We start from the raw sequence: 16,029 nt of genomic DNA on the forward strand, positions 1-16,029 counted from the left end.
ATAAAAGCCACGGTGTTTTAAAGGAAAACACTATGGCTTTTTGATTTATACTATATTTTAACAAAAAATAAGGCGTTTTTAATGACAATATTTCTACTAAATTGTACTATTAAGGTGTGAATAGCAAAATTTCGCTAATTTTTTGGGAAAGGACCGATTAAAATGGCTGATAAAGGTTTTAAAGATAAAGTAGCTGGTAAAGCTAAAGAAGTCAAAGGCAAAGTTCAACAAGCTGCCGGTGATGTCAAAGACAAAGCTCAAGAAGCTACTGAAAACGTCAAAGACAAAGTCGATGATGTTAAGGATAAAATGAACAAATAATTATTTAATTAGTTAAAAAGAGGCTGGAAAACTAAATGTTTTCTCAGCCTCTTTTTTTGGGTTACACATGAAACAATTTACCGTAATTTACGCTGGATGCTTTTTGGCAACTTAATATTGGGACGTTCCGGATCGTAAAATTCATAAAAGACTGGAGCCTTATTAGAATCATTACTTTTAGGATAAAGTTCATAGTTGCTGTTCATCAATGGTAGAGTCATGTTCTTTTTATATGAATTCCAGATGTTGCTTAGTACCTGTGTCAGCAATTTTCTTTCTTCGGATTCCAAGGATAAAAAGGCGCGGCCAAAGCGATAAGTTCCTACTATTTTATTACTGGTTAGCTGGTGTAATTCATCAATATCGTAATTTTCAAATGCCTCGAAAAGATCAGAAAAAGCATCGCTTCTTTCTTGATCAGGGATTGAATTATTAAAATTAATAAGAGCGTGTCTGATAACACGACTGCCTGACGATAACCCGTCAGCCAGGGTAAAACTGTCGCGCCCTACTGACCAGCGGCGCGGATCATGTTGGTTGCGCATAGGCACCGTACTTTTAACAACCAGTACTTGTTCAGGATGGTCCAGCATTGCACCAAAGATTGAGCCTTGAGGGATGTAGGTTTTCATTTTAGGCATAGAAGCAGTGAAGCCGGGACTCGTGTACACTTTATGGAAAAAGCCCGGTCCATCAAAGCTAATCGCTTTTATTACCCGTTTTTGTATTTCAGGGCTAACTGCACTTAAAGCAAATTGAGCAAAATTGCCTCCTTTTGAATGACCTAAGAGGTAAATTTGCTGTTCACTAAACTTATGTGCAATTTCAGTAAGATATTTAGCGGCCACTTCTTGACCATAAATTTCCGGTAAATAATTCATGCCCATATCTTCATTTAGACCGATCATGGTGCCGTCGGTTCCCCGAAAAGCAATGGCTATGGTGTTTGAATCAATAAAAAAGGTGACAGCAGTAAATTGCAAGGGATGCGGTTCTTTTTCCAGTCTGTCAGTCCAGTCCAGAATTTTAATGTTGCCAATTCTAGGACTTTCTGGTAATAACATAACCTCGGTTGCAGTTTCGGCATACATTTGATGTTGAAAAGAGGGCAGCTTATACAGTTTTTCAGCTACCTCTCCTAAAGTATGACCAGTGGCAGAACTATCAGCTGGTAAATAAGCTATGGATGACAATAGCGAAGCATCAACACTGTTAAATGGTTTTTCTGAAAAGCTTAAGTCACCACGCCAGCGTAAATAATCAAGTGGTCCAGCCATATAAATTCTCCTTTCACAAAAAAGTTTATATCAATATTGTAGTGAGTTTGCTCAGTTAAGATAAAAATTATGCAAAAAAAACAATAGAATTAACTATTGCTTAAAAAGTAACTTGCTTTATTTATCTATACTGGCATAACTGATGCGCTTGATGTCAGGATACTTGCGCAGAGCCATAATGATATCGTTTTCATCAATATTATTGTTAATAATACCATCTACAAAAAAGATGATTCTTTCATCGCTGACAAAAAGTATTTTTACGGAAACATTTTCAACATGATTTGTCTCAAGCTCCTGTTCAATTATGTGCAGGATATCAGGCTTATTAACGGCTTCTATCTGGATATTAAACCTGATATGCATGATGATTTTATCAATTATGGTATCATCGTGAAACATCATCTGGATAACAAAGAGCAAGGCAGTTGCTAATATGCCAATAAAGTATAAACCAGAACCAATTGCCATCCCGATAGCAGCTGTTGCCCAGATACCAGCAGCAGTTGTCAAACCGGAAATCTGTTGCTTTTTAATTAAAATCGTTCCGGCGCCAATAAATGAAATACCTGAAACTATTTGCGCAGCAATTCTGGAAGGGTCCAAAGCAACGTCTGACATTTTTAATAAATCGCCAAAACCATACTTTGAAACTATCATAAATAGCGCGGAAGAAAAGGCAACTACAATATGTGTCCGCACTCCGGCACTTTTTCTTTGAATCGCACGTTCATAACCGATCAATGCACCGCACAAAGAAGCTACTACAATTCTTAATAGCCATGGGAGTTGTGCACTAATCGATGCTAAATTTGCCATTACATCCACTCCATTTCTAAATCTATTCTTATATTATACTCTTAAAAAAGCGCGCTAAATATTAGTTATCACAAAAACTGGGAAAAAGTCAAAAAATGCTTGCGTAAACTTATAGAATATGTTTTAATTAATATCGTTGTCGAGATATGACAATGCTGACTTAGCTCAGTTGGCAGAGCACGTCATTAGTAATGATGAGGTCGGAGGTTCGAATCCTCTAGTCAGCATAAATAAGCTTTAAGAAGTCTATTATTGAGATTCTATAAATATCTTAATAAAGGGCTTTTTTTGACTTTTAGTTGATACTTATGCAAAGTTGTTAATATTTAACTTTTGCCACACAACTACTACAAAAATAGAATTTGATAATTTCTGTGTGGTAAAGATGTTTTTGATTCGCATTAAATATTGGTATAACAGCATTTATAAGATATGTTTCCGTGTGGCAAGAAGTAGATATAACAAAAGCCCGAGTATTATTACTCAGACTTATCTATGTTTCCAAAACCTGAATGTTGAATAAAATTAGTAAGATGTTTTAGCCTAATATCTAGATTTTTAATTACTTCTTTTTTACTTATAGATCCACTTTGCCATTTAGCAACATCATGATTAGTGTTTTCAGAAAACTTATCGACAAATTCTATAAGAACTTCTGTATTTCTTCGTTCGGATTCTAAGTTGTGTTGTTTTTCAATTCTTCTAGTGACTAATACAATAAATTCTTCATTAGTTGAACCTATAAGTTTTTCTTTGAAATCAGTATCAGTGTAAAGAAAATTAAACTTCTCAATCCAAAATTCTTTAACGTCTTTAAAAGATTGAAGCGGAAATTTATCGGCAATTAAATACAACTAGTGTCAGTTATTGGACTGCTAAAATTGCAATTTTAATTGCTTTGTAAACTGGTATGTGACCACAAGAAATTCAAGTCCTTAAATGGTCTAATTTAGTCACTGATGGTAAGTATAAAGTTTTCAGAATAATAATTCATGGAATGAAAAAGAGAAACAGTTTAATGTTCATTTGAAGATTAGGCCTAAAGGAGAATTTAGACTAACCTTACCCCTTCCTGAACCACTTTTACAGTTATTGGAGAAGTTTAAACATTGTCTAAATAGATTTTTTTTGAGCATGATATGGCTAATAAAAATGATTTGATCATGTTGAATATTAAAGATTATCGTTTGTGTATATTAGACTATCCAATAGTTCAATATAGTGTGAACGATATGTTGAAAGAGATATGCAAGAAAGCGGGCATTGATAGCGAAAGTTTAAATTATTAGCATGTACACTTGTCTGCATACGGTAGCAACGAAATTAGGCAATACTCCAAGAATGTCTTATCCGTGAGCAGCAAGTCGTATTTGTCATACAGTCAAGATGTTTATGAAAACCTATGTGTATGTAGACAAAGATAAAAATATCGAAATGTCAGATTTGGTTATGAATTAATAATATTAAATAAATTTAATACCTAAATTTAATACTAGTTTTCCAAATAAGAAAAATAAGAGTATAGTAAAGTTATTAAAGTTTTATAAAGGTAGAATATATAATATTGGTTAACTAGTTTACTTTTTGTAAAAAATATTGTCATTGAAAGGAATAATTATATGGAAAAGCAATTAAATTCTTTGTATGAATTATTTAATAACACTATATATAGGATACCGGACTATCAACGAGGATTTGCTTGGACCAAAAGCGAAATCTCTGCTTTTTGGAATGATATCATAAATTTTGATATTTCAAGCTCTTATTATATGGGTGTTATTACTACAGATAAAATTGAACGCAAAGATTACGCTGATGTATTGCCAAATGATTCCTGGATTGTAGATCTTGGAGGATATACGCCACTATATGTTGTTGATGGACAGCAAAGACTTACTAGCATAATTATATTAATATCTGCAATAGTTAAAAATATGAATAAAAATAAAAGAAAAGTAATTAATATTTATAGTATTGATGATATTAGAAAAACTTTTTTAGTAAAATATAAAGGCGACTCTAAAAAAGATTATACTGTTTTGTTTGGATATGACGATAAAAACTCTAGTGATGCATTTTTTAAAAGTAAGATTTTAGGGTTAAATACATATAATGTAATTATAAAGAATAATAAATATAATCAAAATTTAAAAGATGCATTTTCTTTTTTTATTGATAAACTTGATAAGTTATCATTTAATCAAATTCAACGACTTTATTTGAAGTTGACAACAAAAATATTATTTAATATTTATCAGATAGACCATGAAATTAATGTCTTTGTGACATTTGAAACTATGAATAATAGAGGAAAACAATTATCAACTTTAGAATTATTAAAAAATAGATTGATTTATTTAAGTACCCGCTTTGATAGTAAGTACAAGATAAATGGTGAGGCTGTACGAAAACAAATAAATGAATGTTGGAAGCAATTATATGATTATCTTGGTAAAAAACCTGAAAAGATGTTATCAGATGATGCTTTTCTTACAGCTCATACGATTACATATTTTTTCAAGCACCATAGTAAACAGCAAATGATAATAAGAAGATATTATAGAGATGGATTGAGGCATTTTTTATTAGATGAATATTTTACAGTCGGTAACATTGAAAATAATAAAATAAAGCCAGATGATATATTTGATTATGTTAGCAGTCTTAATAAAAGCATGAAATATTGGTATTCTTTTAATTATCCTATGGATAATAATGTTAATCCTGATTTTGATAAACAAATTCGTATTTATTTTATGAAGTTAAAGCTACAAAATGATATTACTTATGGAAGATTTAGAAGTCCACTAGGGGATTGGAAAGTACTATCTCTTTATTACTTCTTGACAACAAATGATAATGCAAAACGTAAAGGCTTTTTGAAAAGGTTAGAACGATTATATTTTATATATTCATTATGTGATGCTAGTCCTACTAGTATATCAGTTGGAGTTTTAAATTATAAGTTGAGTTTTGACGATTTGCTTGATAATTATAATAATTTTGATAAAGATATTGAAAAATTTCTTAGATCTGACGAATTTAAAACGTGTATTTCGAAATTATGTGATGAATTATCTAGGAATGGATGGTATAAAGAACATAATATAGTTACTGTTCCAACTAAATATATCATTTCGGAGTATATACTTGATCTATATAAAAAGGCTAAGGAATCATTGAATCTTGAATTTGTTAATAACCTATATTTTGGAAATGATAGTGATGGCATGCCATCTATTGAACATATATATCCCGAGAAGAATAATAAAAGTAATAACTGGAATACTTTTTTCAGTAAGTATACCCGAACTGAAAAAGTTAGAATTAAAAATTCTTTGGGTAATTTACTTGTAATAAATAATAAAAAGAATGAAAAAATTGGTAACAAGTCTTTTAAAGATAAAAAGGAACATGGACATGTGGGTTACAAATTTGGAACTATAGATGAGCAAAGAGTAGCTAGTAATGAACAATGGACTATAAAAGAAATAAAAAATAGAGGATTAGAAATAGTCAATTTCATTAACGAACATTGGGGGATTCAAATTCCTAGAGATAAAAGAATCGAATTTATTGGATTAGGGAAAGTGGATATAAATAAACAATAATTTTGTTTTATTAATGTTGAATTTCTTATTCGTTCCACAAATGCAATCATAAGCTTTTTTGATACATAGTTAGAAATATTTGTTTAATAAAATTAAGAATCATAAGCCTCTAAGGTTCTAGTCCATTTAGAAGAATAGAATTGGTAAAATAATCTTGAAATATCAGTGTTTTTGCTGGTAAGTTAAGGTTAATTTTTGTTTATTAAAGATATACGGTGCGTGGTAAAAACGCTGTATATCAAGAAATTCTTTAAGTTCAGAATAGAGATTGCTAGAGCCTTATTCTATAGGCGCTCAGTTGTGTTAGCAAATGAAGTAACAACTTCGCTTGATCCGGTACTTTCAAGGAAAATTCATAATACTTTTTTGCATGAATATCTTTGAAAAGTTGTTGAAGTAGCGCATCATCTTATTCCTAAGGAAAAGACGATATTTAACAAAATAATTCACTTTAAAAATTAGGCTTATTTGGAGTAGCAATATCATAATCAAGTAGATAGTTACTTACTTATATTTTTCAATCCAGTAGCCAATAGATATAATTATATTAATAAAAATATGCTGTCACTAGCTGAATTAATAGTATTATTGTTAATTTTATTTTGTTTATTTAAGACTTGTTTAATGATATTATTAAATAAATATAAATTTATAAATAATAGTTGGTACAAATTTTATAACTAGTAACGTGTTATATGGGTTAATACTGCCAATGGGCTTTCATTTTATTTATTTTAGGATTTTTGTACCGAAAGCTTATGGTAGTGTGATGAAAGTATATTTTTTAGCTTATAGCAAGTGTGATAGTTATTCTGACATCGTTTATTGTAAAAATCAGGTTACTATACATAAACTTCCTTTTTGTTAATTATTTTAATCTTCGTTTTAAAAAGGGGTGTGAAAAATCATGAATTATTATAAAGCCTTTGATGCTGGAAGTAGTATATATCTGGTTGCATTTATGATTGATTATATTATAGAGCTGTTTAGTATTAACAGTTCAGGTATCAAGACTACCGCATTAGGACTGAAAATAATTACAACTATGAATGAGCATTCCTTAAACACTACTTTTTCATTAACATGGGAAGTGTTAATTTCGTATTTGATTTTTATATTATTTTTTATGCTCGCCTTTTATTTTTTAAAAAAGATAAAAAAACAGATGACTATATGGCAATGTGAGCTTGAATAATAGTCTTATTCAGAAGAATCATTTGATCTGATTAGCCTTGATTATCAGCATTTCACGCAGATAAGTTAAGGCTAATTTTTTGTGTGCAATAATATATGCTTTCGGTGCAATAAACAAATTTACGGTGCAAAATAATTAAATTTTGCACTGATAAATTTTTAAATACACTGATACTTGGTATAGAATATGTGAAAAGAAACTAGTTTATAAAGGAGGCGTAATATTTTGAAAGTTTTTGATTATCAAACTTTAAATGGTTTGAAAGTAACCACGAAGATGATTGAAAAACTAAATCTGATCTATGAGTTGAAAGGTAAAACGGATCATATCTCCTTAAAAGCGAAAGACATAATGAATAAGCTGTTAGTGGTCGCAAAGATTGAGAGTACAGACTCATCAAATCGAATTGAAGGAATTGCAACAAGTGATGCACGGCTTAAGAAATTAATGAAGCAAAAAACGACTCCGAAAAATCGGAGTGAAGAAGAGATCTCTGGCTATCGTGATGTTTTAGCAGTAATTCATGATAATTATAAATATATCAAGATTACGCCTAATAATATATTGGCATTGCATAAACAATTGTTCGATTTTACTGAAAGCAACTGGGGCGGTCAATTTAAGGACATTGATAATGAAATTATTACTACCTTTGCAGATGGTCATAAAGAAACTCGCTTTACTCCACCACCAGCATATATCACACCTGAATTAGTCCAAAGTTTATGTGAAACCTATAATAATGCAATTTGTGATAATTCCCTCCCACCATTAATACTAGTGGCAGCATTTATGTTGGACTTTGTATCAATTCACCCATTTAGAGATGGCAATGGCAGAATGTCACGCTTGTTAATGTTACTTGAATTACAACAATTAGGTTTCGGAGTTGGTAAGTATATTAGTTTGGAACGTTTAATTGAAAAAACCAAGGCGCAATATTACTGGACTTTGCTAGAAAGTTCAGGTAAAGCATGGATTAATAATGAAAACAATTATGGACCATATGTTGACTACTTTTTGAGTATCGTTTTGCAAGCTTACCGTGAATTAGATTCACGAATTGACATCACTAGTGATACGGAAAAGAATCCGGAATTATTGCTATTGAGTAAAATTATTAATAGTTTAAAACCGCTATCTAGACAGGAACTAATGAATTTAGTGCCTCAATATGGTGAAAGTACTATTAAACATGCTTTAGCTAGGTTGCGCAAAGAAGGAAAAATAGGTTTAGTAGGCAAAGGAAAAGCAAGTCGCTATATTGCCAATGACTAAAGCAGTGTAATAAACAAACAATCGGTGCAAAATTTAATTACTTTGCACCGCAAATTACCGATAAAATTTATCTGCAACTTTTCAGGACTATTCCAAATTTAAGTTGAGTTTGGCCGACAATGTAGCAGTTTTTCGTCCAGGCGATAACGCAAGAATTAAAGCTGCGATGAAGAAGGCAGTTTTAGAAGCATTGCTTAAAGATAAAAAGATCGACTTAAATACAATTTTAAGTAAGGAATTTGCCAATGGTACAGAACTTTCAGGAGGACAGTGGCAAAGAATAGCACTTGCACGGGACATGTATACTAATGCTCAAGTGGAGTTATTAGATGAACCTACTGCGGCTTTGGATGCAAAAAGTGAAAATGAAATTTACCAGCATTTTTTGGCAGAAAACAAAGGCAAAACAATTATTTTTGTAACTCATCGCTTGTCAGCCGTGAAATATGCGGATAAGATTCTCTTTTTACAAAATGGCAGAGTTCTGGGCTTTGATGCACACGAAAAATTAATCAGGAATAATGCTGATTATCACAATATGTATAATTTACAAAAAGAGGCTTATATCTAAATTCGATTTGGTCTAAAAAGCGCATTTTGCTACAATTAAAGTATTTTAGTAAGCAAAGTCGAAATTAAGAGCAGCAGCAAACTTTGAAATTAAACTATTTTAAGTAAGTATTTGCTATATACTCTAGCGAAATGGAAGGTGTGACAAGTTTGAATTCTATTAAAAAGTTTTTAGATTGGCTAACAAGTTTATTACTGATTATAGTGGTCGGACTGATTTTGATCACACTTTTTTCTGCATATTATAGTTTTGGCACAATGATTTTTGGAGTCCATGAGGCAAGCGCAATAAAGGATTTTTGGTTCACAGAAATCATGTTGGGTACGATTTATGTATCTGTAGTTATGGTCATTGCTATATATACAGAAATAACTCGTTTTTTGAAGAAAAGAAAAAATAATGCTTCTTGTTAAGTAGTATTGATTATAAATATAACGGCTCTTTGCCAAACATCCTAAATAGGAAGCAGATAGAAGTATGACAATATTTTTATCTGCTTTTTTATACTTAAAGTTGAAGTTGAGGTCGCCAACAGGATAAATTATAGAGTCGTAGAAGAGATAGGGCAACGTTGTCTCTATCTCCTCTTTTTTTCGAACCTGTATAGAACTACAAAGTATAATATTTGCTAGTTGCTACTGATTAGTAGTAGATGCTATAATAACGTAGAAATGATACTTGGAGGTTTGTAATGGAAGTTGCTGAGGCATTAGCGAGGCTAAAATTCTTGGTAAAGCATGATCATTTTCAAATGGTCCGAAGAAGAGACAAAATGGCAATGCCAGTTTCAGTGACTTTGGCGAAAGAAATAGTTAAACAGTTGTCGATCAGTGATTTTGTTAAACATGAACCGAATAGAAGTAACTTATTACAATTTGTCTGGGTATTTAAAACAAGCGATGGACAAGCTTACTATATAAAATTCGTGTTTACTGAAGATAATCAAAAAGTAGTATTTATTAGTTTCCATCTTGATTATTAAAGGAGGGGGTTATATGGCTTACCAAAAGGATTTCACTACTATTTATACTATTAATGGACATAAGTATACAGTAACAGCACCAGCCCTTTTTGACAGTAAAACCAATGAACTGATTCCAGATAAGGCATTAGATGATCAAGCTGCTGAAATTGCCCGTCAAAAATATCGTGACGAAATGGGTCTATTGTCACCAAAAGAAATAAAACAATATCGAGCTAAAGTTGGATTAACACAACGTAATTTAGCAGAATTAACTGGATTAAGTCCAAATACGATTGCTCTTTACGAAGCGGGTGCATTTCCAACAAAGGCTAATAATAGGTTGTTAAAAGCTCTCATAAAGAGCGATAATGTACTTGAACAATATATTTCTGATGAGAAGAATAAATATTCTGATGAATTGATAGCAAAAGTTAATTCCTATTTGAACCATAGTGATAGTATTGTGGAATCACAACCTGAGCAACCTAGATTCACTGCTGTGCAGTTAGCCAATTGGTTTCGAGTTGAAAATTATTTTGAGCGGGATAATGATTTGAATATTGATCCATTAACGCAAATGAAAGTCAATAAGCTTCTCTATTTTGCATATGGTAGATTTTTAGCTAAAACTAGAAGTAGACTGTTTTCTTCTCCTATTATTCATTTACAATATGGTCCAGTAATAACTGAAGTACATAAAAAGTTTAATGGTAAGCGTGTTTTAGATATTGGTAAACCAGACAAAGAGGCCATGGATGACTATAACCTGGTTTCTAAAGATAGTGAGATTGTCGATTTATTAGATAAGGTTAATGAGGATTACATTAATTACAATGCTGCTCGATTAAGTAAGAAGACTCATCGACCTGGATCACCATGGGATTTAACTCCTGATCGAGAGATAATTAAAGATCAGTTGATTTTTGATTCATTTAAACGAGGAGTAGAAGAATAGTTTAAGAAAAAATAAATAATAAGTGTCCTAATTTGGGGCTCAATACATTTATTGAGTTGTAGTATCAGTCTTTTGCTTAACATATAACTGAGCTAACCGCCTTAAAAGAGGCTGCTTGAAATTCAGAGAAGAGGTCTTGTTTACAAGGTCTCTTTTTTCATATCCAATACTATAATATGAATAAATTAGTCTTGTGCAAGAATTGCTGTAGAAGGCAGAAGAGCCTTAAGCAATGTAAAAAAACAGATTTTTTGGTCTTAAAAAGTTGCTAAACAGTCAGTAGCTATAGCTGCAGTTAATAGGAAATAATGCCGCCAAAAACGAATTAGAAAAAATTAAAATTTCAAGCATGCTTAATAGTGAAAATATAATATCATTCATTTAAACTCTATAATTTTTTGCGAGCAATAATTATTAAATTTTTAGAGCCTTTTTTGAAACGTGTTTCATAAAAAAGTTGACTTTTTGAAACAAAATGACTATATTTATATGTAAGCGATTGCATAATTGCTTTTAAACTAGTAGTAGGAGTGTGGAAAATGTCTGAGAAAAAAGAAAATAATTTTCTTAACGAAAAATTGATTCCTTTTTTTAACAAAATATCTAGTGCCAGACACATGGTAGCGTTGCGTGATGGGATGACAGCTGCTGTACCAATGATCATTATTGGTTCAATTTTTATGATTATTGGTCAGTTTCCCGTTAAAGGCTATTTGGACTTTATGGCCAGTATTTTCGGTCCAAATTGGTCTAATGTAGTACAGTATATTACCAATGCGTCATTTCATATTATGGGGTTAGTGGCTGTAGCCGGTATTTCATACAGTTTGGCCAGAAGCTATAAAAATATTGATCCATTTTCAGCAATGATTGTAGCGATAGGAGCTTTTATCTTAACAATTCCAATGCAAGTTGGAAAAGATGGCGGATTGCTAATCCCTCTGAATCAATTTGATTCATCAGGGTTATTTACCGCATTGCTAGTTGGGTTATTTGTTACTGACTTGTATGTTTGGTTGATGCATAAAAATTTGGTCTTTAAAATGCCAGATTCTGTCCCGCCAGCCGTAAGCAATTCATTTGCTGCACTATTTCCGGGAGCAATCTCATTATTTGTAGTTTGGTTAATCAGACTTGGAGTTGAAGCTACTCCAATGAAGAGCATCCCAAATGTGATTACTTTCTTCTTACAAGCACCAATGAGCAAAGTTACCAATACTTTAGGCGGTGCGATCGTAATTGAATTAGTAGTATGTATACTATGGTTCTTTGGTATTCATGGTGCTAACGCAATTTCTGGTGTTATTGACCCAGTATTATATGCTGCATTAAGCGTAAACTACACGGCTTTTAAGGCCAACAAGCCCCTTCCTAATATTATTACCAAAACTTTTTTTGATAATTTTGTCCGAATAGGTGGTTGTGGTGCTACACTCGGTTTTGTTATTTTAATGGTTTTTGTTGCTAAAGACCAAGAAATGAAGGCATTGGGGAAAATTTCAATCGGTCCAGCTATTTTTAACATTAACGAGCCGGTGGTCTTTGGTACACCTATTGTATTAAATTATCGTATCATTATTCCATTTATCTTAGCGCCAATGGCCAATATTATTGCAACTTACACTGCAATGAAAATGGGCTGGGTAGCTAAAACGATTGGAATATATCCACCTTGGACAACACCGCCAATTTTATCCGGAATTCTTTCCACGGGACATATTTCCGGCGGAGTGATGCAATTGTTTAATATCGTAATGGATACATTGATATATTATGGCTTCTTTAAGAGCATGGATAATGCTAAACTAAAAGCTGAAAAAGAAATGGAGCAGGCAAAAGCTTAAATTAAAAATCTAAATTGAGGTATAAAAATGCATACAAAGCAGAAACTGACAGCAACACAATTGCAAATATACAATTATATTGTAGCTAATAAAAAGGAAGTAAAAGATATTACTTTACGTGAGCTTGCTGGTATTCTGTCCGTTTCACCTGCTTCTGTAGTACGAACCTTAAAAGCTTTAGGCTATAAACATTATTACGATTTACAAAATGAAATTAAAGAAGAGTTGAACAGAAATAAAGTAGTTGATGATATTACTTATCAGGCACAATATTATTTTTCGCAAGATTTTTTAACCGATTATGACAAAAAGATTGCTCATTTCAAAAAAATTGCAAGCAAGACAAAAGATTTTATCTTTTTTGGAATAGGATCCTCTGGTGACTTGTGTGAATATGGTGCCCGCCAGTTTGTTAATAATGGGCGAAATGCTTTTGCAATTGGTGATCCCTATTATCCAGTAGAGCTAAGCCGGGATTTATTTCATGGTAAAACTGTTATTGTGCTCTCAGTAAGTGGTGAGGGTCAGCCGACTATTGATCAGGTAAAAAATTTTCGGCAATTAGGTGCAACAATTGTCAGTATTACTAATAATGAAGATAATACGATTGCGCATTTGTCGGATTTAAACTTTGCTTATCATCTAGAATTTAAAATTATCGGTCAAACTATTAATTTAACTACTCAGGTTCCAGTTGTATATTTGCTTGAACGATTATCGCGGGCGCTAAACACTACAGGACAATAAATTTTATATTAAACATAATAAAACAGTTAGAAATAATAACACAGGAATTACTTCTAACTGTTTTTTGTTAGTAGTTTTAAATCATTAATCTAAATTATAGACGATTTTAAAGTCAAAGTCTTTATAGTGAGTTTTCTTGAACTTTTTAGCTAATTTAGGGCTGCGATACCAATGAACGTCTTCACTTTCAAAAGTGTCTCCATGTGCGATAGCATATCCCAAAACCGAATTTCCTTTTAACTTGGCTACACTGTAGTATTCGCCTGTTGAGTCTGGTTGCATGGTTATCCTGTTTATGCCGTACCACGTATGACCTTTAACTTTTGTGGTTTCAGAACGATAAATCCAGTTTTTATTCTTTTTACTAGATTCAGGAAAAACCTTAGGTTGTTTGTGTAAGTAGCGTATGTGTTTGCCCTTTGTATCGTAAGTGATTTCCTTATTTTTAGTAAAAGTCTTTTTCAAGATTTTCTTCTTATTGAAATAAGCGTACCAGGTTCCACGCATCTTTTTGGGAAAAGTGGTTGTATTGGTTTTTGCTTGCACAGTACTTACAGAATTATACGCTATACCAAAACCGGCAACCACACTAATTAGTTCTAATAATGTAATGATTTTTTTCTTAAATTTCATTTTTACCTCCCAATTATTACTACTACTGTCCATTATATACTGCCCATTAATAATAAAAAATAGTACTGATATTTTTTAGCTTTGACCAGCTCATTTATGTGCGCAATGGATCATTCTGTTAGTAAGTTGAATATAGATTTAGGCAAACAAGCAAAAATTTATATACTATAAATTAAGTATTTTTTAAGAAAATTAACTCCTGCTTTGTGCTAAAACAGATATAAGTCCAGTACGTGATGCTAGAAAAATAGTCAAAATAATTTTTTATGCGGGAGAAAATAATAATGAAAAATATTCAAAGACTAACTATGGTGTTAGCAATTGTTTTGTGGCTTGTCGTGATTGGTATTTTTGCTGTAGCCATCGCTAAAAATCAGTTGTGGAGTATGGGACCGATTATTACCTATAACAGACCGCGAAATGCCCTTGGCTGGTTGATTGTAGCAGCTATTGCAGCATCAGCCGTCAGTGCAATTCTTAAGTTAACGCAAGATAAATAAAATTAAAAAAGATTATGGCATCATTAAATAAGGTCAAATTATATATGTAGTTACTAATAGTCTTTTTAAAAATCTTGCACACATTTCTAAAAAAGTGCCACTGCAATTAATAAATCTAACAGAAAATATACAAGAGAAAATACCTGACAAGATTTAAATATTGTCAGGCTTTTTTGATGAAAGACAAATACTAAAGTATAATTAGCATTAACGTGAAAATTCAATTTAAAGCTTTTTAGATAATGATTAAGCAAGAGAAAAAAGCTTACAAACTAAGGGAGGGTTAGAATATGAGTAACATAAAAGTTTTAGTAACAGGAAGAATGCCAGAAGCTGGTTTAACGGAGTTAAGAAAAAACTTTGCTGTGACCCGTAAACCAGAAAAAGAAGGTAGAGCCTGGGTTTTAGCACACCTATCTGAGTATGAAGGTCTGATACTCATGGGGACACAGGCTGACCGTGAATTAATTGATGCCGGAACTAACTTAAAAATTATTTCTGCTAGTGGCGTTGGCTATGACAAAATTGACATTGACTATGCAAAGCAAAAAGGAATTGTTGTTGCCAATTGTCCTAAAAGCGTTCTTATTCCCACCGCTGAAATGACTTTTGCCCTAATTCTAGCAACTATGAGACGTTTGCATTTTTATGATAAAACCATTCGCGCTGAAAAATGGGTTGATGTTTCTAAACCGGAAAATATGGGGACGGGACTCCAGGGAAAAACGCTTGGTATTTACGGTATGGGGCGTATCGGCTCTGAAGTAGCCAAGTACGCTCAAGTCTTTGGCATGAAAGTTATCTATCATAACAGACATCAGTTAAGTTCTCAAGAAGAAGCAAAAAAGAATGTTCATTATGTCGATTTTGCTACTCTTGTTAAAACAGCAGATGTGATTACCCTGCACGCTCCGGCAACTCCTTCTACGACTGGCGTTTTCGATGCTCAAGTATTTAAGCAAATGAAAAAGACAGCTTATATTATCAATGTCGCCCGAGGTAAGCTAATTAAACAAAATGATTTAATTGCCGCATTGCAAAATGGGGACATTGCTGGAGCAGGTTTAGATGTTTATGAAACTGAACCCAAGGTGCCACAAGCTTTGTGCGAACTGGATAATGTAATTTTGTCACCTCATGCAGGTTCAGGAACACTGTCTGCCCGCACGAATATTGCTGCTGAGGCTTCACAAAATCTCATTTCATATTTACGGGATCATAAACCATTAAATCAAGTTAATAAGTAATTTTTTAATTAGTAAAAATAATCATGAATAAAAACCAGGTTTTTGCTTGGCTTTTTTCTTTTACTGT

General features: G+C 32.3%; 15 protein-coding genes, 1 tRNA gene and 1 pseudogene. 13 read left to right on the forward strand and 4 right to left on the reverse strand.

All coding sequences use genetic code 11. The features are described from left to right. Window positions 1-162: 162 nt before the first annotated feature. Complete coding sequence (locus F5ESL0261_RS00065; protein WP_122051705.1) at window positions 163-321, forward strand: CsbD family protein; 159 nt, start codon at window positions 163-165, stop codon at window positions 319-321. 77 nt (window positions 322-398) lie between these two features. On the opposite strand, the gene F5ESL0261_RS00070 is transcribed toward F5ESL0261_RS00065, so the two are convergent. Then, entirely contained in the window at window positions 399-1,598 is a 1,200-nt protein-coding gene (locus F5ESL0261_RS00070; RefSeq protein WP_045927258.1) for a DUF2974 domain-containing protein, read from the reverse strand. 117 nt (window positions 1,599-1,715) lie between these two features. Then, window positions 1,716-2,417: an MgtC/SapB family protein gene (locus F5ESL0261_RS00075; RefSeq protein WP_122051706.1), complete on the reverse strand. Its 702-nt coding sequence runs from the start codon at window positions 2,415-2,417 to the stop codon at window positions 1,716-1,718. Window positions 2,418-2,571: 154 nt separating this feature from the next. Between F5ESL0261_RS00075 and F5ESL0261_RS00080 the strand changes: the two genes are divergently transcribed. After that, a tRNA-Thr gene (locus F5ESL0261_RS00080) sits at window positions 2,572-2,644 on the forward strand. Window positions 2,645-2,896: 252 nt separating this feature from the next. Here F5ESL0261_RS00080 and F5ESL0261_RS00085 read toward each other — a convergent pair. Next, on the reverse strand, window positions 2,897-3,271 hold the full coding sequence (locus F5ESL0261_RS00085) for a hypothetical protein (protein ID WP_122051707.1): 375 nt from the start codon (window positions 3,269-3,271) through the stop codon (window positions 2,897-2,899). Between the two features lie 765 nt (window positions 3,272-4,036). Between F5ESL0261_RS00085 and F5ESL0261_RS00090 the strand changes: the two genes are divergently transcribed. The 9 genes and pseudogenes from F5ESL0261_RS00090 (at window position 4,037) to F5ESL0261_RS00130 (ending at window position 13,582) form a co-directional block, all read left to right on the forward strand. Continuing rightward, entirely contained in the window at window positions 4,037-6,028 is a 1,992-nt protein-coding gene (locus F5ESL0261_RS00090; RefSeq protein ID WP_122051708.1) for a DUF262 domain-containing protein, read from the forward strand. A gap of 907 nt (window positions 6,029-6,935) precedes the next feature. Then, window positions 6,936-7,223 carry a hypothetical protein gene (locus F5ESL0261_RS00095; protein ID WP_199699929.1) on the forward strand — a complete coding sequence of 96 codons (288 nt, stop codon included), beginning with the start codon at window positions 6,936-6,938 and terminating at the stop codon, window positions 7,221-7,223. Window positions 7,224-7,448: 225 nt separating this feature from the next. After that, window positions 7,449-8,501, forward strand: coding sequence for a Fic family protein (locus tag F5ESL0261_RS00100; RefSeq protein WP_233560877.1), 1,053 nt, complete (start codon window positions 7,449-7,451; stop codon window positions 8,499-8,501). A 64-nt stretch (window positions 8,502-8,565) separates the two neighbouring features. Beyond that, a pseudogene (locus F5ESL0261_RS00105) lies at window positions 8,566-9,072 on the forward strand (ATP-binding cassette domain-containing protein); the annotation flags it as partial. Window positions 9,073-9,212: 140 nt separating this feature from the next. Then, the gene (locus F5ESL0261_RS00110) at window positions 9,213-9,485 is read left to right on the forward strand and encodes a hypothetical protein (protein WP_109585641.1); all 273 of its coding nucleotides are present in this window, start codon (window positions 9,213-9,215) and stop codon (window positions 9,483-9,485) included. Between the two features lie 278 nt (window positions 9,486-9,763). Continuing rightward, complete coding sequence (locus F5ESL0261_RS00115; protein ID WP_122051709.1) at window positions 9,764-10,054, forward strand: type II toxin-antitoxin system MqsR family toxin; 291 nt, start codon at window positions 9,764-9,766, stop codon at window positions 10,052-10,054. Between the two features lie 13 nt (window positions 10,055-10,067). Further along, window positions 10,068-10,991, forward strand: a complete 924-nt coding sequence (locus F5ESL0261_RS00120; protein ID WP_122051710.1) for a type II toxin-antitoxin system antitoxin SocA domain-containing protein — start codon at window positions 10,068-10,070, stop codon at window positions 10,989-10,991. A 539-nt stretch (window positions 10,992-11,530) separates the two neighbouring features. Beyond that, window positions 11,531-12,835 (forward strand): PTS cellobiose transporter subunit IIC, encoded by a 1,305-nt coding sequence (celB, locus tag F5ESL0261_RS00125; RefSeq protein WP_034978658.1) that lies wholly within the window; start codon window positions 11,531-11,533, stop codon window positions 12,833-12,835. Between the two features lie 27 nt (window positions 12,836-12,862). Then, entirely contained in the window at window positions 12,863-13,582 is a 720-nt protein-coding gene (locus tag F5ESL0261_RS00130; protein ID WP_122051711.1) for a MurR/RpiR family transcriptional regulator, read from the forward strand. An 84-nt stretch (window positions 13,583-13,666) separates the two neighbouring features. On the opposite strand, the gene F5ESL0261_RS00135 is transcribed toward F5ESL0261_RS00130, so the two are convergent. Further along, window positions 13,667-14,215 carry a hypothetical protein gene (locus F5ESL0261_RS00135; protein WP_122051712.1) on the reverse strand — a complete coding sequence of 183 codons (549 nt, stop codon included), beginning with the start codon at window positions 14,213-14,215 and terminating at the stop codon, window positions 13,667-13,669. Between the two features lie 284 nt (window positions 14,216-14,499). On the opposite strand from F5ESL0261_RS00135, the gene F5ESL0261_RS00140 reads away from it, so the two are divergent. After that, window positions 14,500-14,715 carry a hypothetical protein gene (locus F5ESL0261_RS00140; protein WP_045927272.1) on the forward strand — a complete coding sequence of 72 codons (216 nt, stop codon included), beginning with the start codon at window positions 14,500-14,502 and terminating at the stop codon, window positions 14,713-14,715. 290 nt (window positions 14,716-15,005) lie between these two features. After that, window positions 15,006-15,962, forward strand: coding sequence for an NAD(P)-dependent oxidoreductase (locus F5ESL0261_RS00145; protein WP_122051713.1), 957 nt, complete (start codon window positions 15,006-15,008; stop codon window positions 15,960-15,962). The last annotated feature ends 67 nt before the right edge of the window (window positions 15,963-16,029 follow it).

It is taken from the genome of Lactobacillus sp. ESL0261, assembly GCF_003693025.1.
GTDB lineage: Bacteria > Bacillota > Bacilli > Lactobacillales > Lactobacillaceae > Lactobacillus > Lactobacillus kullabergensis.

Excerpts from the sequence above, each read along its gene's own strand:
- F5ESL0261_RS00065 (WP_122051705.1), top strand. The coding sequence starts at position 163 with ATGGCTGATAAAGGTTTTAAAGATAAAGTAGCTGGTAAAGCTAAAGAA.
- F5ESL0261_RS00070 (WP_045927258.1), bottom strand. The coding sequence starts at position 1,598 with ATGGCTGGACCACTTGATTATTTACGCTGGCGTGGTGACTTAAGCTTT.
- F5ESL0261_RS00075 (WP_122051706.1), bottom strand. The coding sequence starts at position 2,417 with ATGGCAAATTTAGCATCGATTAGTGCACAACTCCCATGGCTATTAAGA.
- F5ESL0261_RS00090 (WP_122051708.1), top strand. The coding sequence starts at position 4,037 with ATGGAAAAGCAATTAAATTCTTTGTATGAATTATTTAATAACACTATA.
- F5ESL0261_RS00095 (WP_199699929.1), top strand. The coding sequence starts at position 6,936 with ATGAATTATTATAAAGCCTTTGATGCTGGAAGTAGTATATATCTGGTT.
- F5ESL0261_RS00115 (WP_122051709.1), top strand. The coding sequence starts at position 9,764 with ATGGAAGTTGCTGAGGCATTAGCGAGGCTAAAATTCTTGGTAAAGCAT.
- F5ESL0261_RS00120 (WP_122051710.1), top strand. The coding sequence starts at position 10,068 with ATGGCTTACCAAAAGGATTTCACTACTATTTATACTATTAATGGACAT.
- celB (WP_034978658.1), top strand. The coding sequence starts at position 11,531 with ATGTCTGAGAAAAAAGAAAATAATTTTCTTAACGAAAAATTGATTCCT.
- F5ESL0261_RS00130 (WP_122051711.1), top strand. The coding sequence starts at position 12,863 with ATGCATACAAAGCAGAAACTGACAGCAACACAATTGCAAATATACAAT.
- F5ESL0261_RS00135 (WP_122051712.1), bottom strand. The coding sequence starts at position 14,215 with ATGAAATTTAAGAAAAAAATCATTACATTATTAGAACTAATTAGTGTG.
- F5ESL0261_RS00140 (WP_045927272.1), top strand. The coding sequence starts at position 14,500 with ATGAAAAATATTCAAAGACTAACTATGGTGTTAGCAATTGTTTTGTGG.
- F5ESL0261_RS00145 (WP_122051713.1), top strand. The coding sequence starts at position 15,006 with ATGAGTAACATAAAAGTTTTAGTAACAGGAAGAATGCCAGAAGCTGGT.